Annotated in this window: 18 protein-coding genes; 14 read left to right on the forward strand and 4 right to left on the reverse strand. The window is 72.8% G+C overall.

Annotated elements, in window-relative coordinates:
- Window positions 1–98: 98 nt before the first annotated feature.
- The 13 genes from BT364_RS27165 to BT364_RS27225 all read left to right on the forward strand — a co-directional run bounded on the left by BT364_RS27165 (window position 99) and on the right by BT364_RS27225 (window position 13649).
- Window positions 99–1040, forward strand: a complete 942-nt coding sequence (locus tag BT364_RS27165; protein WP_177328241.1) for an SRPBCC family protein — start codon at window positions 99–101, stop codon at window positions 1038–1040.
- A 68-nt stretch (window positions 1041–1108) separates the two neighbouring features.
- Window positions 1109–1909: an aldose epimerase family protein gene (locus BT364_RS27170; protein WP_072487861.1), complete on the forward strand. Its 801-nt coding sequence runs from the start codon at window positions 1109–1111 to the stop codon at window positions 1907–1909.
- 41 nt (window positions 1910–1950) lie between these two features.
- Complete coding sequence (pyrE, locus tag BT364_RS27175; RefSeq protein WP_072487907.1) at window positions 1951–2490, forward strand: orotate phosphoribosyltransferase; 540 nt, start codon at window positions 1951–1953, stop codon at window positions 2488–2490.
- A gap of 225 nt (window positions 2491–2715) precedes the next feature.
- A complete protein-coding gene (gene fbaA, locus BT364_RS27180) occupies window positions 2716–3738 on the forward strand; it encodes a class II fructose-bisphosphate aldolase (protein WP_072487862.1) in 1023 nt (340 codons plus the stop codon).
- 90 nt (window positions 3739–3828) lie between these two features.
- Entirely contained in the window at window positions 3829–5004 is a 1176-nt protein-coding gene (locus BT364_RS27185) for a MalY/PatB family protein (RefSeq protein ID WP_072487863.1), read from the forward strand.
- A gap of 67 nt (window positions 5005–5071) precedes the next feature.
- Complete coding sequence (locus BT364_RS27190; protein WP_072487864.1) at window positions 5072–6598, forward strand: MFS transporter; 1527 nt, start codon at window positions 5072–5074, stop codon at window positions 6596–6598.
- A gap of 56 nt (window positions 6599–6654) precedes the next feature.
- Window positions 6655–7068 carry a DUF3151 domain-containing protein gene (locus BT364_RS27195; RefSeq protein ID WP_072487865.1) on the forward strand — a complete coding sequence of 138 codons (414 nt, stop codon included), beginning with the start codon at window positions 6655–6657 and terminating at the stop codon, window positions 7066–7068.
- Window positions 7069–7243: 175 nt separating this feature from the next.
- A complete protein-coding gene (locus tag BT364_RS27200) occupies window positions 7244–8092 on the forward strand; it encodes a tryptophan 2,3-dioxygenase family protein (protein WP_072487866.1) in 849 nt (282 codons plus the stop codon).
- Window positions 8085–9275, forward strand: a complete 1191-nt coding sequence (kynU, locus tag BT364_RS27205) for a kynureninase (RefSeq protein WP_072487867.1) — start codon at window positions 8085–8087, stop codon at window positions 9273–9275. Before BT364_RS27200 ends, kynU begins: the two co-directional genes overlap by 8 nt.
- A 125-nt stretch (window positions 9276–9400) precedes the next feature.
- The gene (locus BT364_RS27210) at window positions 9401–10276 is read left to right on the forward strand and encodes an alpha/beta hydrolase family protein (RefSeq protein ID WP_072487868.1); all 876 of its coding nucleotides are present in this window, start codon (window positions 9401–9403) and stop codon (window positions 10274–10276) included.
- Window positions 10277–10417: 141 nt separating this feature from the next.
- On the forward strand, window positions 10418–11683 hold the full coding sequence (locus tag BT364_RS27215) for a sensor histidine kinase (RefSeq protein WP_072487908.1): 1266 nt from the start codon (window positions 10418–10420) through the stop codon (window positions 11681–11683).
- Window positions 11680–12357, forward strand: coding sequence for a response regulator (locus tag BT364_RS27220; protein ID WP_072487869.1), 678 nt, complete (start codon window positions 11680–11682; stop codon window positions 12355–12357). Before BT364_RS27215 ends, BT364_RS27220 begins: the two co-directional genes overlap by 4 nt.
- A gap of 62 nt (window positions 12358–12419) precedes the next feature.
- Window positions 12420–13649: a cytochrome P450 gene (locus BT364_RS27225; RefSeq protein ID WP_072487870.1), complete on the forward strand. Its 1230-nt coding sequence runs from the start codon at window positions 12420–12422 to the stop codon at window positions 13647–13649.
- A gap of 43 nt (window positions 13650–13692) precedes the next feature.
- Here BT364_RS27225 and BT364_RS27230 read toward each other — a convergent pair whose 3' ends face one another.
- The 3 genes from BT364_RS27230 to BT364_RS27240 all read right to left on the reverse strand — a co-directional run bounded on the left by BT364_RS27230 (window position 13693) and on the right by BT364_RS27240 (window position 16654).
- The gene (locus BT364_RS27230; protein WP_072487871.1) at window positions 13693–14022 is read right to left on the reverse strand and encodes a hypothetical protein; all 330 of its coding nucleotides are present in this window, start codon (window positions 14020–14022) and stop codon (window positions 13693–13695) included.
- 68 nt (window positions 14023–14090) lie between these two features.
- A complete protein-coding gene (locus BT364_RS27235) occupies window positions 14091–15725 on the reverse strand; it encodes an ABC transporter permease (RefSeq protein ID WP_072487872.1) in 1635 nt (544 codons plus the stop codon).
- A complete protein-coding gene (locus tag BT364_RS27240) occupies window positions 15722–16654 on the reverse strand; it encodes an ABC transporter ATP-binding protein (protein ID WP_072487873.1) in 933 nt (310 codons plus the stop codon). Before BT364_RS27240 ends, BT364_RS27235 begins: the two co-directional genes overlap by 4 nt.
- 102 nt (window positions 16655–16756) lie before the next feature.
- On the opposite strand from BT364_RS27240, the gene BT364_RS27245 reads away from it, so the two are divergent.
- On the forward strand, window positions 16757–17302 hold the full coding sequence (locus tag BT364_RS27245) for a GbsR/MarR family transcriptional regulator (RefSeq protein WP_072487874.1): 546 nt from the start codon (window positions 16757–16759) through the stop codon (window positions 17300–17302).
- A gap of 28 nt (window positions 17303–17330) precedes the next feature.
- Here the strand turns inward: BT364_RS27245 and BT364_RS27250 are convergent, their stop codons facing one another.
- Window positions 17331–17540: a hypothetical protein gene (locus BT364_RS27250; protein WP_072487875.1), complete on the reverse strand. Its 210-nt coding sequence runs from the start codon at window positions 17538–17540 to the stop codon at window positions 17331–17333.
- Window positions 17541–17601: the final 61 nt, after the last annotated feature.

Genomic DNA, 17601 nt, shown 5'->3' on the forward strand with positions numbered 1-17601 from the left:
CGGGGTGCCCGGTGCCCGGGGTCGTGGTCCGGGCGCCCGGCGGCCTCGCGGGGCGGAACCGCTGACGTGACGGCCGGGGCTGAGTAGGCTCGGTTTCCATGGAGCATGAGGTGTTCGTTCCGGTTCCGGTCCCGTCCCTGCGGCGGACGCTGGGTGACCCCGCCCGCGTCGCGCGATGCGTGCCGGGGCTTCAGCAGGACGCCGACGCGTCCGCGGGCCCGCTGTCCGGCCGGCTCAGGATCCGGGTCGACGGCCACACGATCACGTACCGCGGCGCGCTGGGACTCACCGATGCGCCGCTGGACGGCCCGGAAGGGGCGCGCGGGGAAGCGGTCCTGGTGACCGGTGAGGGCTCCGAGGCGAGAGGCGGCGGCTCGGCGAAGCTGACCCTGACGATCACCCTGACCGAGCGGGACGGCGGCACGGCGATCGGGTTCGCGGGTACGGCGAGCGGTGACGGCCGGCTCCTGGAGCTGGACGCGGCGGCGGCGCTCGCTGCGGCCCGCCGGCTGCTGGACCGCTTTGCCCAACAGCTGGTGACCGAGACGCTGGCCGCCGGTGCGGAGGGCGGCGCCGAGCCGGGGGAGGCGCTCGGGGAGGCCGAGCGGTCCGTCGGGGAAGCCGTGGAGCAGGCCATCGAGGAGGCGGCGGAGGAGGCCGACACGACCGGCCCGGCCGCTGCCGACGACGCGGCGCCGCCTGCGGGAAAGCCCGAGGAACCCGAGGCGCCCCAGGAGCCCGGGAACCCCCCGGGCACCGGCTTCGACGCGCCCGTGCCCCCGCCCTCGCCCGACCCGGTCCCCGAGGTGGAGTTCACCGTCCCCGACAACCCCCCGGCGGAGGCTGCGCACGCCAGGCGCACCATGATCGGCCGCAGCGCCGAGGAAGTCGACCACGCGCCGCCGCGCGGCCGGTACGCGCCCGTCCCGTCACCCGATTCGACCACTGCGGGCGCCACGCTCCGCTGGGTCGCCCCGGCCGCCGCGCTCGCGCTGGCCTCGGCCGTGGTGGTGAGCCGGGCACTGAGGCGGCGACGGTGAGGGCTGTCCCGTAATCCCTGGCGGCGTGCGGGACAGCCCTTGGCCGTTGCGCCAGTAATCTCGGTCGGGTGAGTAGCAGCGAGAAGGATGTCCGGCTGTCCGTCGGCGACACAGAGTTGACCGTGAGTCCCGCCCATGGCTGCCGCATCGGCAGCCTGCGGATCGGTGGCACCGAGCTGCTGCGGCAGGGGGAGCAGTACGGCTGCTTCCCGATGGTGCCGTGGTGCGGGCGCACCGGGAACGGCCTGTTCCACAACGGCGGCGTCCCGCACCGGTTGCCGCTGAACTCCCCGCCGCACGCCATCCACGGCACCGGCAGGGACAGCGTCTGGCGCACCGCCCGACTGGGCGAGCAGGAGGCGGCGTTCTACTACGACCTCGCCGACCCCTGGCCGTATCCCGGCCGGGTGACCCAGACCTTCGAGCTGGCCGAGGACTCGCTCACGCTCGCCTTCGGCATCGAGACGTACGGGGACTCGTTCCCGGCGCAGGCCGGCTGGCACCCCTGGTTCCTGCGCAACCTCGGCCATGGCGGCAAGGACGTGCAGCTGGCCTTCGACCCGGCCTGGCAGGAGGAGCGCGGCGAGGACCATCTGCCGACCGGCCGCCGCATCCCGCCCCTGAGCGGCCCCTGGGACGACTGCTTCGGGATGCCGGACGGGGTCGAGGTGACGCTCACCTGGCCGGAACAGCTGGAGCTGACCGTGAAGAGCCGGGACGAGTGGGTCGTGATCTACGACGAGCAGGACGAGGCCGTCTGCGTGGAGCCGCAGTCCGGCCCGCCGAACGGGCTGAACACCGTGCCCCGCTACGTCACCCCGATCGACCCGCTGGAGATCTCGACCACGTGGAGCTGGCGCCGGCTCTGACCCCGGCGGTGGTCCGCCGGGCAGGCCCTAAGCTCGTAGCCATGAGTGACGTACGTGCTGAGCTGCTCCAGCAGATCAAGGACAAGGCCGTGGTACACGGCAAGGTGACCCTCTCCTCGGGTCTTGAGGCCGACTGGTACATCGACCTGCGCCGCATCACGCTGGACGGCAAGGCCGCTCCGATGGTCGGCCGGGTCATGCTCGACGCCACCGCCGAGCTGGACTACGACTGCGTGGGCGGGCTGACGCTGGGCGCCGACCCGGTCGCCACGTCGATGCTGCACGCCTCCGCCGCGCGCGGGCAGGAGCTGGACGCCTTCGTCGTCCGCAAGGCGCAGAAGGCGCACGGGATGCAGCGCCGCATCGAGGGCACGGATGTGAAGGGCCGGCGCTGTCTGGTGGTCGAGGACACCTCGACCACCGGCGGTTCGCCGCTGACCGCCGTGGAGGCGGTGCGCGAGGCCGGTGGCGAGGTCGTGGCCGTGGCCGTGATCGTGGAGCGGGGCGCTGCTCCGGCCATCGCCGAGGCCGGCCTCCCGTACGTCCACGTCTACTCGGTGGCTGATCTCGACCTGGCCTGAGGCCTGGCCTGACGTCTGGCTCGACCTGCGGCTTTTTCCGGGGGTGGGCTGTTTCACGTGAAACGGTCCACCCCTTCCGCATGCCTGCCGCGCACCTGCGGGACCGGCCCGGCGACGGGCCGGGTGGAGCCGGAACGAGAGTCTGGGAAGATGGGGGCGACGATGACGTCGCCCCCAGGTCAGGGAACCAGCAACGCACACCCGCATATCCCAAGGAGCGGTCAGATGCCCATCGCAACCCCCGAGGTCTACGCCGAGATGCTCGACCGGGCGAAGGCAGGCAAGTTCGCCTACCCGGCCATCAATGTGACGTCGACCCAGACCCTGCACGCTGCACTGCGCGGCTTCGCGGAGGCGGAGAGCGACGGCATCGTCCAGATCTCCACCGGTGGGGCGGAGTTCCTGGGTGGTCAGTACAACAAGGACATGGTCACCGGCGCCGTCGCCCTGGCCGAGTTCGCGCACATCGTCGCCGCCAAGTACGACGTCACGGTCGCGCTGCACACCGACCACTGCCCCAAGGACAAGCTGGACGGCTACGTACGTCCGCTGCTCGACATCTCCGCCGAGCGCGTCGCCCGGGGCGAGAACCCGCTGTTCCAGAGCCACATGTGGGACGGTTCGGCCGAGACGCTGGCCGACAACCTGGCCATCGGCCAGGAGCTGCTGGCCAAGGCCGCCGCCGCCAAGATCATTCTTGAGGTCGAGATCACCCCGACCGGTGGCGAGGAGGACGGCGTCACGCACGAGATCAACGACGAGCTGTACACCACCGTCGACGACGCGCTGCGCACCGCCGAGGCGCTCGGCCTGGGTGAGAAGGGCCGCTACCTGCTGGCCGCCTCCTTCGGCAACGTCCACGGTGTCTACAAGCCGGGCAACGTCGTGCTCCGTCCCGAGCTGCTGAAGGACCTCCAGGAGGGCGTCGGCGCCAAGTACGGCAAGACGTCTCCGTTCGACTTCGTGTTCCACGGCGGCTCCGGCTCCACCGAGCAGGAGATCGCCACCGCGCTGGAGAACGGCGTCGTGAAGATGAACCTCGACACCGACACCCAGTACGCCTTCACCCGCCCGATCGTGGACCACGTGTTCCGCAACTACGACGGTGTGCTGAAGGTCGACGGCGAGGTCGGCAACAAGAAGGTCTACGACCCGCGCAGCTGGGGCAAGTCCGCCGAGGCGGGCATGGCCAAGCGCGTCACGGAGGCCTGCGCCAACCTGCGCTCCACCGGCACCAAGCTGAAGTAGCAGCCGGTACGAAGTGTGGCCGTGGGCCCGGTACCCCGTGGGGTGCCGGGCCCACGGCATGTCCGACAGACACATGCGTAAGGGGTTGCTGTGGGTTCCAGCGCGCGCTATGACTTCGACACCGTCGTCGACCGCCGGGGCACCTGGTGCGTCCAGTGGGACGGGGTCGCGGACCGGTTCGGGGTGGACGGGCTGCTGCCGTTCACCATCTCCGACATGGACTTCGAGACCGCCCCGCAGGTGCTGAGCGCGCTGCGCTCCCGCCTCGACCACGGGGTGTTCGGCTACACGGACTGGCGGCAGGACGACTTCCGCTCGGCGATAGCCCACTGGTACCGGACCCGGTACGGCACCGAGGTGGACACCGGCCGACTGGTGTACGGGCCCTCCGTGCTCAGCCAGCTCTCGCAGCTGCTGCAGATGTGGACGTCGAAGGGCGAGGGCGTGGTCGTCCACACCCCCACGTACGACGGTTTCCGCAAGGCGGTCACCGGGCTCGGGCGGGAGCTGCGGGGCGTGCCGGTGGGGGACGGGGCCGCGCTGGAACGCGAGCTCGCCCGCCCCGACAGCAAGGTCCTGATCCTGTGCTCGCCGCACAATCCGACGGGCCGGGTGTGGACGGAGGCCGAGCTGGGCGCGATGGCGTCGCTCGCGGCGCGGTACGGGGTCGCGGTGATCAGCGACGAGATACACGCGGACTTCGTGCATGAGGGGTATGCGCACGTGCCGTGGACGAGGGTCGCGGGCGAGGGTCGCTGGGCACTGGTCACCTCCGCGTCGAAGGCGTTCAACTTCCCGGCGCTGACCGGTTCGTACGGGCTGATCGGCGATCCGGCCGACCGGGCGGAGTACCTGCGCCGGATGGAGACGGCCGAGGGGCTCGCCTCCCCGGCCGTCCTGTCGCTGACCGCGCACATCGCCGCGTACCGGGAGTCGGAGACCTGGCTGGACGAGCTGCGGGCGTATGTCGCCGGGAACCTGGCGCTGGTCGCGCGGCGGCTGGACGAGGAGTTCCCGGAGCTGGGGTGGCGGCCGCCGCAGGCCGGCTATCTGGCGTGGATCGATCTGCGGCCCGCGGGTGTCGACGGCGACGAGGCGTTGCAGCGGGTGCTGGTGGAGCAGGAGAAGGTCGCGGTGATGCCGGGCGGGGTGTACGGCGCGCCGGGCTCCGTGCGGCTGAACGTGGGGTGCCCGCGCTCCAAGGCGGAGGCCGGGGTGGAGGCGCTGATCAGGGGCGTACGGGCGGTGACGGCGCGGGCATCGTAGGTCGTCCGCTGCCGGCCGGGCGCCCCGCCCGATGGCCCTACCGGCACGGAGCGGGGATGCTGCTCGTATGCCTGACGCAGCCGAGACGGGCGCCATCCGCGTCGCCTCCGCCACCGGACGCCGGGTCGTCCTCACCACCGTCCTCGGCTCCAGCATGGCCATGCTGGACTCCACCGTCATCAACGTCGCCCTGCCCCGTATCGGCAAGGACCTCGGCACCGACCTGGCCGCCCTCCAGTGGACCGTCAACGCCTACATGCTGACCCTCGCCGGGCTGATCCTCCTTGGGGGAGCCCTCGGCGACCGGTACGGGCGGCGGCGGGTCTTCCTCGTCGGCGTCGTCTGGTTCGCCACCGCGTCCGTGCTGTGCGGTGTGGCGCCGAACGCCGCCGTCCTGATCGCCGCCCGCGCCTTCCAGGGCATCGGCGGGGCGCTCCTGACGCCCGGTTCGCTGGCCCTGATCCAGGCGAGCTTCCACCCCGACGACCGGGCCCGCGCGGTCGGGCTGTGGTCGGGGCTGGGCGGGGTCGGGGCCGCCGTCGGGCCGTTCGTCGGCGGATGGCTCGTCGACGGGCCGGGCTGGCGGTGGGTGTTCCTGCTCAATGTGCCGCTCGCCGCGGTCTGTGTGCCGGTGGCGCTGCGCCACGTACCGGAATCGCGCGACCCGCACGCGCACGGGCGCTTCGACGTGCTGGGGGCCGTGCTCGGGGCGCTCGCCCTCGCCCTGGTGACCTATGCGCTGATCGAGGCGCCGGGGCAGGGGGTGTCCGGTGCGGTGATCGGGGCGGCCGTCGCCGGGGTCCTGCTCGGGGCGGCCTTCGTACGGGTGGAGCGCACCCGGAAGGAACCGATGCTGCCGCCCTCGGTCTTCGCGTCCCGGCAGTTCACCGCCGTCAATGTCATCACCCTCTGCGTGTACGCGGCGCTCGGCGGCTACTTCTTCCTCGCCGCGATCCAGCTCCAGGTGGTGGCCGGGTACTCGGCGCTCGGCGCGGGCACGGCGCTGCTGCCGACGACCGTCCTGATGCTGCTCTTCTCGGCCGCCTCGGGTGAACTGGGGCAGCGCATCGGGCCCCGCATCCCGCTCACCGCGGGCCCGCTGGTCGCCGCTGCGGGCATGCTGCTGATGCTGCGGGTCGGGCCCGGGTCGAACACCGTCTCCGGCTACCTCACCGATGTGCTGCCCGCGGTCGCCGTCCTCGGCGTCGGGCTCGTCACCATGGTCGCACCGCTCACCGCGACCGTTCTGGCCTCCGTGGACACCGCACGGGCCGGCCTCGCCAGCGGGATCAACAACGCGGCCGCCCGCGCCGCCGGGCTGATCGCGGTGGCCGCACTGCCGCTGCTCGCCGGAATGGGCCCGGAGGCCTACCGGAACGCCGACGAGTTCGCCTCGACCTTCCGCCGGGCCATGCCGATGTGCGCCGGGCTGCTCGTGCTGGGGGCGGCCATCGCCTGGGCGACGGTACGCACACCCCTGCCCGCGGCCGACGAGGAGGAGCAGGCACGGCCCGAGTGCACGGTGCACTGCGGCATCGCGGCCCCGCCCCTGGAACCCGCGCACGAGGAGCCGGAGAACCCGGGCACGGGCTGACCGTACGCCCGGCGCCCGGGTACCCCGGCACGCATGTGCCAGGCACACTTGAACCCATGTCGATCCACGAGAACCTGCTCGGGGGCCCTCCCCCGACCCATCTGCCCGACGACCCGGAGCCGCGCGAGCTGCTCGCGAACGGCACGGCCCCCGCCGATGTCGCCGCGAAGTACCCGACCTCCTCCCTGGCCTGGGCACAGCTCGCCGACGAGGCCTTCGACGGCGGCCGCGTCGTCGAGTCGTACGCCTACGCCCGCACCGGCTACCACCGCGGCCTCGACGCACTGCGCAGGGCCGGCTGGAAGGGCCACGGCCCCGTACCGTTCGAGCACGAGCCGAACCGCGGCTTCCTGCGCGCCCTGCACGCCCTGGCGCGGGCCGCCCAGGCCATCGGTGAGCAGGAGGAGTACGAGCGCTGCTCGGCCTTCCTGCGCGACTCCTCGCCGACCGCCGCCGAGACCCTCGGCTAGGGACTTTCGCCGGTCTTTCGCCGGTCTTTTCGCCGGACCCCGTGGACGGGTGGTACGTCTGCGGGGTCTGCGCACTCCTGGGGCGTCCGTCTAGGATGCCGACAGGGGACCGGAGCTCCACCACCTCACGGAAGGGGCGGACCGCTACCCGGAAGCTTGTGTCGAGGAGACAGCAATGTCGACGATCCACCCCGACCCCGAAGCCACCGGTGCGCAGACCCCGCACCTCGACTTCGCGGGAACGACTCCGTACGAGGACTACGTCCAGGCGGATGTCCTGACCCATCTCCAGCACCCTCGCTCCGACGATCCGGGCGAGATGGTCTTCCTGGTCACCACCCAGGTCATGGAGCTGTGGTTCACCGTCATCGTCCACGAGTGGGAGACCGCCGCGCACGCCCTGCGCGAGGACCGGCTGACCGTCGCACGCGACGCGCTCAAGCGGTCGGTGCGGGAGCTGGAGGCGCTCAACGCCTCCTGGACCCCGCTCGCCCAGCTCACCCCCGCCCAGTTCAACTCCTACCGCTCAGCCCTCGGCGAGGGCTCCGGCTTCCAGTCGGCGATGTACCGGCGGATGGAGTTCCTGCTCGGCGACAAGTCCGCGTCCATGCTGGTCCCGCACCGGGGCGCGCCCCGCGTCCACGCCGAGCTGGAGAAGGCGCTCGGCGAGCCGGGTCTGTACGACGAGACACTCGCCCTGCTCGCCCGGCGCGGGTTCGCCGTGCCACAGTCCGTGCTCGCCCGGGACCTGACGCAGAAGTACGAACCGTCCCCCGAGGTCGAGGCGGTCTGGGCGGAGATATACGCCGCCCCGGAACAGCACGAGGACCTGGTCCGGTTCGGCGAGGCGCTCACCGACGTCGGCGAGCTGGTGTGGCGCTGGCGCAACGACCATCTCGTCGCCACCCGGCGCGCGATGGGCTCCAAGACCGGGACCGGCGGCTCAGCCGGGGTCGCCTGGCTGGAGAAGCGGGCCACGAAGAACGTCTTCCCCGAGCTGTGGACGGCGCGCAGCCATGTCTGAGTCCTTCGCCGCGCGGGCCGCGGCACTCGACGCCGCCGACCCGCTCGCGGACCGGCGCAAGCTCTTCACCCTCGACGACACCGTCTATCTCGACGGCAACTCGCTCGGCGCGCTGCCGGCGCACGTGCCCGCCCGGGTGCAGGAGGTCCTCACCCGCGAGTGGGGCGAGCTGCGCATCCGGTCCTGGGACGAGAGCGGCTGGTGGACCGCGCCGGAACGGATCGGCGACCGGATCGCCCCGCTCGTCGGTGCCGCCGCGGGACAGATCGTCGTCTCCGACTCGACCAGCGTGAACGTCTTCAAGGCCGTCGTGGCCGCGACCCGGCTGGCGCCGCAGGGGCGCGACGAGATCCTCGTGGACGCGACGACCTTCCCCACCGACGGGTACATCGCCGAGTCCGCGGCCCGGATGACCGGCCACCGGCTCGTCCCGGTCGCCCCCGCCGAGGTGCCCGGCGCGCTGGGCCCCCGTACCGCGGCCGTGCTGCTCAACCATGTCGACTACCGCACCGGCAGGCTCCACGACCTGCCCGGACTCACCGCCGCCGTGCACGAGGCGGGCGCCATCGCCGTCTGGGACCTGTGCCACAGCGCGGGCGCCCTGCCCGTCGGTCTCGACGAGCACGGCGTGGACCTGGCGGTCGGCTGCACGTACAAGTACCTGAACGGCGGCCCGGGTTCGCCCGCCTACATCTACGTCGCCGAGCGCCACCAGGCGGCCTTCGACTCACCGCTGCCGGGGTGGACGTCGCACGCCGACCCGTTCGGCATGACCCCTCGATACACCCCCGCCGACGGCGCGGTACGAGGTCGGGTCGGCACCCCCGACATCGTCTCCATGCTGACGCTCGAAGCATCGCTGGACGTGTGGGACGGGGTGTCCATCGACGAGGTACGGGCCAAGTCCCTGGCGCTGACGGACTTCTTCCTGATGTGCGTCGCCCGGTACGCGCCCGAGGGCCGGGCCCCCTCCATCACCCCCGCGCGTGCCGAGCGCGGCAGCCAGGCCGCGCTGCGCTGCGAGGACGCGGAGCCGGTGATGAGCGAACTCATCGCCCGGGGCGTCGTCGGGGACCTGCGCCGGCCGGACGTGCTGCGGTTCGGATTCACCCCGTTGTACGTCGGGTTCGCGGACGTGGAGCGGGCGGCGCGGGTGCTGGGCGAGGTGCTGGCGGAGAGGTAGCGGGACCCTCCGCAGGAGCCGGTCTCCTGTTGTGATCCTCTGCGGGGACGGAAGCCTTCCGTACTGGTACCGTCCCCGCAGGTCAGGCCAGTTGGGCTCAGCAGCTACAGGACGGTTGGAGCAGCATGTCGGATTCTGCCGCGCGCGATCGGGACGCCGCCGAGACCGAGTCGGCCCTCTCGCGTCCACCGGTCGTCCCCGACGCGTCCGCCGCCTACGGCAGCCACCCCGACCAGCTGATCGACTTCTACGCCCCGCGCGACGGGCGGACCGGGGCGCCGGTCGTGGTCGTCCTGCACGGCGGGTCGTGGCGGGCGCCGTACGACCGGCAGCATGTGTCGCCGTTCGCGGACTTCCTGGCCCGGCGCGGATTCGCCGTCGCCAGCGTCGAGTACCGGCGCGGCGGCGGGATCCCGCAGCAGCGGGGTGCCGGTCCGGTGGCGGGCCGCTGGCCGGAGACCTTCGACGACGTCGCCGCGGCGATGGACGCGCTGCCGGCGCTGCTGGCCCGGGAGCTCCCTCGGGCCGATGCCCGGCGGATCGTCCTCACCGGGCACTCCGCGGGCGGGCAGCTGGCGCTGTGGGCCGCCGCCCGGCACGTACTGCCCGAGGGCTCGCCGTGGCGGCTGCCCGCGCCGCCGCAGCTGCGGGGCGTCGTCGCCCTGGCGCCGATCGCCGACTTCGCCACCTCCGTGGGCCTGGACGTGTGCTCCGGGGCGGTCGGCCAGTTCCTCGGCCGCGAGGAGGACTTCGAGGAGCGGGCGGCGCACGCCGACCCGGCCGTGCTGCTGCCCACCGGCATCGCGACGACCGTGGTGCAGGGCACCACCGACTTCGATGTGCCGCAGGCGGTCGCGGAGGCGTTCGTCGACGCGGCGGCGAAGGCGGGTGAGACGGTGGGGCTGACCCTGCTGCCCGAGGTGGGTCACTACCCGCTGATCGACCCGGCGGCGGACGCGTGCGCGGTGGTGGCGGAGGAGCTCGCCCAACTGGCCTGGTGAGGGCGGATCCGGCCGCTCGGCGGAGACCGTAGTACTTGCGATGGACGGCCCGGAATCCGTATCACTGCTGACGACCGGGTCCCGGCCCGCCCCTACCGTGGAGGGGTGACCGAGACCAAGAGCAGAAGTCCGGAGTACCGGATGGCCGCGGGGGTGGTGGGCGGCCTCCGGCAGGCCCTCATGCACGACGCGTTCGCCTACCGCCCGATGCCGCAGTTGCGGACCGACGGGCCGCTGATCCGCCGGCTGCCGGAGCGGATACGGGCGCGTGCCGCATGGACGCCGCACGCGCTGGTGGTGGCCGCGGCGCTCATCACCTTCCTGACGGGGATCGCCGTGTCGGACTTCCCCCTCGGCGAGCTGCTCGCGGTGTTCCCGGCCGTCAGCGTCCTGATGACCCTGGTCAGGCCGGTCGGGGCGTTCTGGATGTCGTTGCTGCTGACCCCGGTCACCGCGGTGGTCGGCCACGGCGGGTGGCCGTGGGGGCCCAGCTCGTTCTTCGCGCACCTGGTCGTGCTGGTCGTCGTCGCGGCCAGGAGCGGGCCGCGTACCGCCGGCTGGATGTGGGGCCTGACCGTGCTGCTCGGCACGGTCATGGAGAACGCCGTCTGGCGGCCCGGGACCACCACCGTGGGCATGGCCATAGCCTCCGCGCTGGCCCTGCTCGTGGTCGCCGTGGTGCAGATCCGCCACGACGCGGAGCGCGAGGTGACCGTGCAGCGCACGGTGACCGCCGTCGAACGCGACCGGCGCACGCTGCTGGAGGAGCGCACCACCATCGCCCGTGAGCTGCACGACGTGGTCGCGCACCACATGTCGGTCGTCGCGATCCAGGCCGAGGCCGCCCCGTACCGGGTGGAGAATCCGCCGCCCGAGCTGGAGCAGGCCTTCGTCACGATCCGGGAGAACGCCGTCGCCGCCCTCACCGAGCTGCGCCGGGTTCTCGGTGTCGTACGGGCCGAGGACTATCAGGCCCCGGACGCCCCGCAGCCCACCCTCGCCCAGCTCGACGGGCTCCTCGCCAATGTCCGCGAGGCGGGCCTGGAGACGGAGAAGACGGTCACCGGCGCGGTACGTGAACTGCCGCAGGGCGTCGAACTGTCCGCGTACCGGATCATCCAGGAGGCCCTCAGCAACACCTTGCGCCACGCGCCGGGCGCCACCGCCAAGGTGGAGATCGGCTATGTGCTGGGCGGGCTCGGCCTGCGGGTGGTCAACGGGCCGCCCACCGGTCCGGTGAAGCCCTCGCCGGGGGCCGGGCACGGGATCACGGGGATGCGCGAGCGGGTCGCGATGCTGGACGGGGACATGACGGCCGAGGCGACGGGCGAGGGCGGTTACGAGATCGCCGCGTTCATCCCCGTACAGGCCGGTTCCGAGCTCCGGGAACAGGCGGACCGGGCATGAGCACTCCCACCGCCCCGTCCATCCGGGTGCTGATCGTGGACGACCAGATGATGGTCCGCGAGGGCTTCTCGGTGCTGCTCAACGCCATGCCGGGGATCGAGGTCGTCGGCGAGGCGGTCGACGGCCGGCAGGCCGTCGCACAGGTCGCGGCCCTGCGCCCCGACGTGGTCCTGATGGACATCCGGATGCCGGAACTCAACGGCATCGAGGCCACGCGCGAGATCGTCGCCGCCGACGCGGACGCCAAGGTGCTGGTGCTGACCACCTTCGACCTCGACGAGTACGTGTACCAGGCGCTGCGCGCCGGGGCGTCCGGCTTCCTCCTCAAGGACGCCTCCGCGCGCCAGCTCGCCGACGGGGTACGGGTGGTGGCCTCGGGCGAGGCGCTGCTCGCCCCGACCGTCACCAAGCGGCTGATCAACGAGTTCTCGAAGCTCGCACAGACCCCGCGCTCGCCCGCCCTCGCCCGGGTCGGCGACCTCACCGAGCGCGAGACGGAGGTGCTCGTCCTGATCGCGCAGGGCCGGTCCAACGCCGAGATCGCCTCGCATCTGGTGGTCGCCGAGTCCACCATCAAGACGCATGTGAGCCGCATCCTGGTGAAACTGGGGCTGCGCGACCGCACCCAGGCGGCCGTCTTCGCGTACGAGGCCCGGCTGGTCACACCGTCCTGAGGGTGCCGGGCCGTGTGAGGGGCGGGTGGTCGGCGGCGGTGGGGTGCGGTTAGCGTCCGCCTATGCACCCGTCTCACCGTTCCGCGGCCGATGCCCGCTTCGACCCCTGGTCCCCGGCCTTCGTCGCCGACCCGTACCCCGCCTACGCCGCGCTGCGCGCCACCGGCCGGGTGCACCGCTTCGAGCCGACCGACCAGTGGCTCGTCCCGCACCACGCCGATGTGTCCGCGCTGCTGCGCGACCGCCGTCTGGGCCGCACGTATCTGCACCGCTTCACCCACGAGGAGTTCGGCCGCACACCGCCGCCCGCCGGGCACGAGCCCTTCCACACCCTCAACGGGCAGGGTCTCCTCGACCTGGAGACCCCCGACCACACCCGGATCCGGCGCCTGGTCTCCAAGGCGTTCACCCCGCGTACGGTCGAGCGGCTCGTCCCGACCGTGCGGCGGCTGGCCGCCGAGCTGGTCGACTCCTTCGTCGAGGCGGGCGGCGGCGATCTGCTCACGGCGGTCGCCGAGCCGCTGCCGGTGGCCGTCATCGCCGAGATGCTCGGCATCCCGGAGTCCGACCGGGCCCCGCTGCGGCCCTGGTCCGCGGCGATCTGCGGGATGTTCGAACTGAACCCGTCCGAGGAGACCGCCCGCGCCGCCGTCCGCGCCTCGCTCGACTTCTCCGCGTATCTGCGCGAGCTGATCGAGGAGCGGCGCAAGAACCCCGGCACGGATCTGATCTCCGCGCTCATCGCCGCCCACGACGAGGGGGAGCGGCTGAGCGAGCAGGAGATGATCTCCACCTGTGTGCTGCTGCTGAACGCCGGCCACGAGGCGACCGTCAACACCACCGTGAACGGCTGGTGGACCCTGCTGCGCCACCCCGAGCAGCTGGCCGCGCTGCGCGCCGACCACGGGCTGCTGCCGACGGCGATCGAGGAGCTGATGCGGTACGACACCCCGCTGCAGATGTTCGAGCGCTGGGTGCTGGACGACATCGAGATCGACGGGACGGTCATTCCGCGCGGCTCGGAGGTGGCCCTGCTCTTCGGCTCCGCCAACCGCGACCCGGCCCGTTTCACCGCCCCGGACACGCTGGACCTGGCCCGGCGGGACAACCCGCACATCACCTTCGGGGCGGGCATCCACTTCTGCCTGGGCGCCCCGCTGGCCCGGGTCGAACTGGCCGCGTCCTTCGGCGAGCTGCTGCGCCGCGCCCCGGGCATGCGGCTGGCGGCCGAACCGGAGTGGAACCCGGGCTATGTGATCAGGGGGCTGAAGGAACTCCGCGTGGAGCTGTGACGAGGCTGTGGGCCGGGGCCCCGGCCCACCGGGCGTCCGGCGCTCAGCATCCCGGTCCGCAGGCCAGGGGCGGGCCTTCCAGTACGTCGAAGGCCACCCCGAAGCCGGTGAGGGCGGCGAGCACAGCCGCCGCCCCGAGCGCCCGCCGCCACTTCCGCCCCGCGAGGGCGACGAGGGTGAGCCCGGCCGTGATGCCGCCGAGCGTCATGACCGGCAGCCCGAGCCAGAGCACGTTCCACTCCGTCGCGCCCTCGAAGCCGCTGAAGATGCCATGCCTGCCGTACGGCGCCCAGGCGAGCATTCCGGCGATCCCGCCCGCGGCGACGACCAGGCATCCGGCGATCCCACGGACGGCTTCGTTTCGGTTCTCCACGAACGGAGTGACGCAGGGGCACCGCGGCGGGGTTGCACCCGCCGGGGCTCCCTGCCCCCGCGCCACCGTCAGCTCAGGACATCGCGCCTGCGCAGCGCCCCCACTCCGGCCCCGACCAGCACCGCCGCGACGGCGGTGAGCGTGAGCACCGGGCCCCATTCCATTCCCGTGCCGCCCGGCAGCTTCGGCAGGTGCGTGAACGGCGATACGCCCATCACCGCCTGCGGCATGTCGACGGCGGGCCCGAGCCACCCCAGGGCCAGACAGATCCCGGCGACGCCCCAGGCCGCCACCGCCGCCTTCGGGAACGCCCCGTACAGCAGGACCGTCACCCCGCCCAGCAGCCAGATCGCCGGCAGCTGCACCAGCGACGCCCCGAGCACGGCGGGAAGTTCGTGGCCGTAGCCGACGGCCAGGCCGAGGCCGCCGGCCGTCATGAGCAGGGCCGCGCCGCCGAACGCGATGACCAGATGACCGGCCGCCCACCCGGTCCGGCTCACCGCGCCCGCCAGCACCGGCTCGGCGCGCCCGGCGGTCTCCTCGCCGTGCAGCCGCAGCACCGACGCGACGATGTACAACGCCGCGACCATCCCGAGGACGGAGACCATCGCGGCGAGGAACGCGTCGGTCAGGCCGGCCTGTCCGCCCATCCGCTCGAAGATCTCCCGGGTCTTCGCGTTGTCACCGACGAGATCGGCCGCCCCACCGGTCAGCCCGCCGAAGGCGACACCGACCACGGCGAAGGAGAGCGTCCACCCGGTCAGCGCACCGCGCTGGAGCCGCAGCGCGAGACCGAACGCCGTGGCGATCCGCCCCTGCGCGGGCCCCGGTCTCGTGGCCAGGAAGCTCATGCCGACATCGCGCCGCCCGGCCAGGGCGTAAGCGAGGACGGCCTGGACCGCCACGGCCGCCGCGAGGACGAGCAGCACCCACCAGCGCTCGTCCGCATACGCCCGTACGTTCTCCGCCCAGCCGATGGGGGAGAGCCAGGTCAGCACGGACGAGCCGTCGTCCGCCGCCGAGTCGCCCGCCGCCTTCAGGACGAACGCGGCACCGATCACCGCCGCCGTCAGCCCCTTGGCGAGCCGGGCGCTCTCGGTGAACTGCGCGGCGATCGCGGCCGTGCAGGCGAACAGCACACCCGTCCCGGCGACCGCCAGGGCGAGGGCCACCGCCCCGGCGCCGCCCGCGCCGGCCCCCGCCAGGCCCGCCGCGACCACCAGTGCCAGGGCCCCGTTCGCGATCAACGCGGTGAGGAGCGCGGCGGTCAGCGGGGCGCGGCGCCCCACCATCGCGGCGGAGAGCATCTCCTGGCGGCCGGTCTCCTCTTCCTCCCGGGTGTGCCGGATGACGACGATCAGGCTCATCACGGCGGCCAGCACCGCCCCGAAGGCGGCCATTCGCCAGCTCACGAGCCCGCCGACCGAGTCGTCGAAGACCGGTCCGTACATCGCCCGGAGCGAGCTGTTGCCGTTCATCGACGCGGCGAGTTCGGCGCGCTGGGCGGCGGTGTCGTACAGCGAGGCGATGGAGCTGCCGACGGAGGAGAAGGAGCCGCCGAGGGCGAGCACCCAGATCGGCAGCATGACGCGGTCGCGCCGCAGCGCGAGCCGCAGCAGGGTCCATGTCCCGGCGAGCTGCCCGGTCGCGGCCCGGGTCCGGCGCCGGGCGTCGGCCGGGGCGGTCGTGGTCACGGCGGTCATCGCGCCGCCACCTCCGCGTCCTCGCCGCTCCCGGGCGCGTCCGCCGCGTCGGTCGCGTAGTGGCGCAGGAAGAGCTCCTCCAGCGTGGGCGGGGTGCTGGTCAGGGTCCGTACGCCCGAGGCGGTGAGCGACTTGAGTACGGCGTCCAGCTTGTCCGTGTCGACCTGGAGCGTGACCCGCAGGCCCTGGACTTCGAGGTCGTGGACGCCGGGCAGACGGGCGAGCCCGTTGGGTGGGCCGGCCAGCTCGGCGCTGATGTTCGTACGCGTCAGATGGCGCATGTCGGCCAGCGATCCGGTCTCCACCGTCCGCCCCTGGCGGATGATGCTGACCCGGTCGCAGAGCGTCTCGACCTCGCTGAGGATGTGGCTGGAGAGCAGGACCGTCCGCCCGCGCGCACGCTCCTCGGCGACACAGTCCTGGAAGACCTCCTCCATCAGCGGGTCGAGCCCGCTGGTGGGTTCGTCCAGGATCAGCAGATCGACATCGGAGGCGAAGGCGGCGACGAGCGCGACCTTCTGGCGGTTGCCCTTGGAGTACGTACGCCCCTTCTTGGTCGGGTCGAGCTCGAACCGGTCGACGAGGTCGGCGCGCCGGGTCCGGTCGAGGCCGCCGCGCAGGCTCCCGTACAGGTCGATCACCTCACCGCCGGAGAGGTTGCGCCACAGCGTGACGTCCCCCGGGACGTAGGCGACCTTGCGGTGGAGCTCCACCGCGTCGCGCCACGGGTCGCGGCCGAGCAGCTGGGCGGCGCCGGAGTCGGCCCGCAGCAGCCCCAGCAGCACCCGGATGGTGGTGGACTTCCCGGAGCCGTTGGGCCCGAGGAAGCCGTGGACCTCGCCGGCCTCGACGGTGAGGTCGAGCCCGTCCAGCGCGTGTGTCCGACCGAACGACTTGTGCAGTCCGGCCACCGTGATTGCCTTCGTCATGTTTTTTGAACGTACGCTACTTTCACAAATTTGTGAAGTTAAGGAAGCGTATAAAGTTGGCGTTACGGCGGGGGCCGGGAAAACAGGGGAGACGATCGGGCGATGACCAGCGAAACCGAGACCGGCGCAACCGGACAGAGCATGAGCTCCGGGCGTGACGCGGAGGCCGTGTCGCGGTTCGTGGAGCGGTTCGCGTCCGAGATGACCGAGGCGGGGATGCAGCGGATGGCGTCCCGGGTCTTCGCCGCGCTCCTCGCGGACGACGACGGCTCCATGACCTCCGCCGAGCTCGCCGTGGCGCTGCAGATCAGCCCGGCGGCCGTGTCCGGCGCGGTCAATTACCTCACGCAGGTCAGCATGGTCGGCCGCGAACGCGACCCGGGCTCGCGCCGCGACCGCTACCGCCTGCTCGACGAGGTCTGGTTCGCCACCTTCGCCAGCCGCGACCGGGTGCTGACCCGCTGGGAGAGCACCCTCAAGGAAGGCGTCCGCATCCTGGGCGAGGACACCCCGGCCGGCGCCCGGATCGCCGAGACGGTGGCGTTCTTCGAGTTCCTGCAGGCCGAGCTGGTCGGGATGATGGACCGCTGGCACGAGCACCGCAAGACGCTCGGCCTCCCGGCCCGCGACGGGCGCGCGAACGCCTGACGGGCGCACGGGGCCGTTCTCGGGACCGTCACATCGGGCCCGGGACCATCTCCGTCAGCGCCCCGAGGGCCTCGGGGCCGGACGGATCGATGCTCTGGTACGGGTCCTGCGGCCAGTACGGCCGCCCCTCGATCCAGGCGACGACCACCGGCTCCTCGTCGAGCCACCCGCGCAGCTCGGCGGTCCCGGCAGGCGCGGGCAGCCCCGCCCAGGGGCACTTGTCCCGCCCCGGCCACACCCGCGGCCGCCTCCCCGTCGCCCGTCCCGCCCCCGTCCGGGCCCGGTCTGTCCGCGTTCCC

Source organism: Streptomyces atratus, assembly GCF_900119365.1.
In the GTDB taxonomy this organism is placed as follows: domain Bacteria; phylum Actinomycetota; class Actinomycetes; order Streptomycetales; family Streptomycetaceae; genus Streptomyces; species Streptomyces atratus_B.

Coding starts and splice junctions, on each gene's coding strand:
- BT364_RS27245 (WP_072487874.1), top strand. CDS start 16,757: ATGACCAGCGAAACCGAGACCGGCGCAACCGGACAGAGCATGAGCTCC.
- BT364_RS27220 (WP_072487869.1), top strand. CDS start 11,680: ATGAGCACTCCCACCGCCCCGTCCATCCGGGTGCTGATCGTGGACGAC.
- pyrE (WP_072487907.1), top strand. CDS start 1,951: ATGAGTGACGTACGTGCTGAGCTGCTCCAGCAGATCAAGGACAAGGCC.
- BT364_RS27225 (WP_072487870.1), top strand. CDS start 12,420: ATGCACCCGTCTCACCGTTCCGCGGCCGATGCCCGCTTCGACCCCTGG.
- BT364_RS27210 (WP_072487868.1), top strand. CDS start 9,401: ATGTCGGATTCTGCCGCGCGCGATCGGGACGCCGCCGAGACCGAGTCG.
- BT364_RS27215 (WP_072487908.1), top strand. CDS start 10,418: ATGGCCGCGGGGGTGGTGGGCGGCCTCCGGCAGGCCCTCATGCACGAC.
- kynU (WP_072487867.1), top strand. CDS start 8,085: ATGTCTGAGTCCTTCGCCGCGCGGGCCGCGGCACTCGACGCCGCCGAC.
- fbaA (WP_072487862.1), top strand. CDS start 2,716: ATGCCCATCGCAACCCCCGAGGTCTACGCCGAGATGCTCGACCGGGCG.
- BT364_RS27235 (WP_072487872.1), bottom strand. CDS start 15,725: ATGACCGCCGTGACCACGACCGCCCCGGCCGACGCCCGGCGCCGGACC.
- BT364_RS27190 (WP_072487864.1), top strand. CDS start 5,072: ATGCCTGACGCAGCCGAGACGGGCGCCATCCGCGTCGCCTCCGCCACC.
- BT364_RS27200 (WP_072487866.1), top strand. CDS start 7,244: ATGTCGACGATCCACCCCGACCCCGAAGCCACCGGTGCGCAGACCCCG.
- BT364_RS27240 (WP_072487873.1), bottom strand. CDS start 16,654: ATGACGAAGGCAATCACGGTGGCCGGACTGCACAAGTCGTTCGGTCGG.
- BT364_RS27165 (WP_177328241.1), top strand. CDS start 99: ATGGAGCATGAGGTGTTCGTTCCGGTTCCGGTCCCGTCCCTGCGGCGG.
- BT364_RS27195 (WP_072487865.1), top strand. CDS start 6,655: ATGTCGATCCACGAGAACCTGCTCGGGGGCCCTCCCCCGACCCATCTG.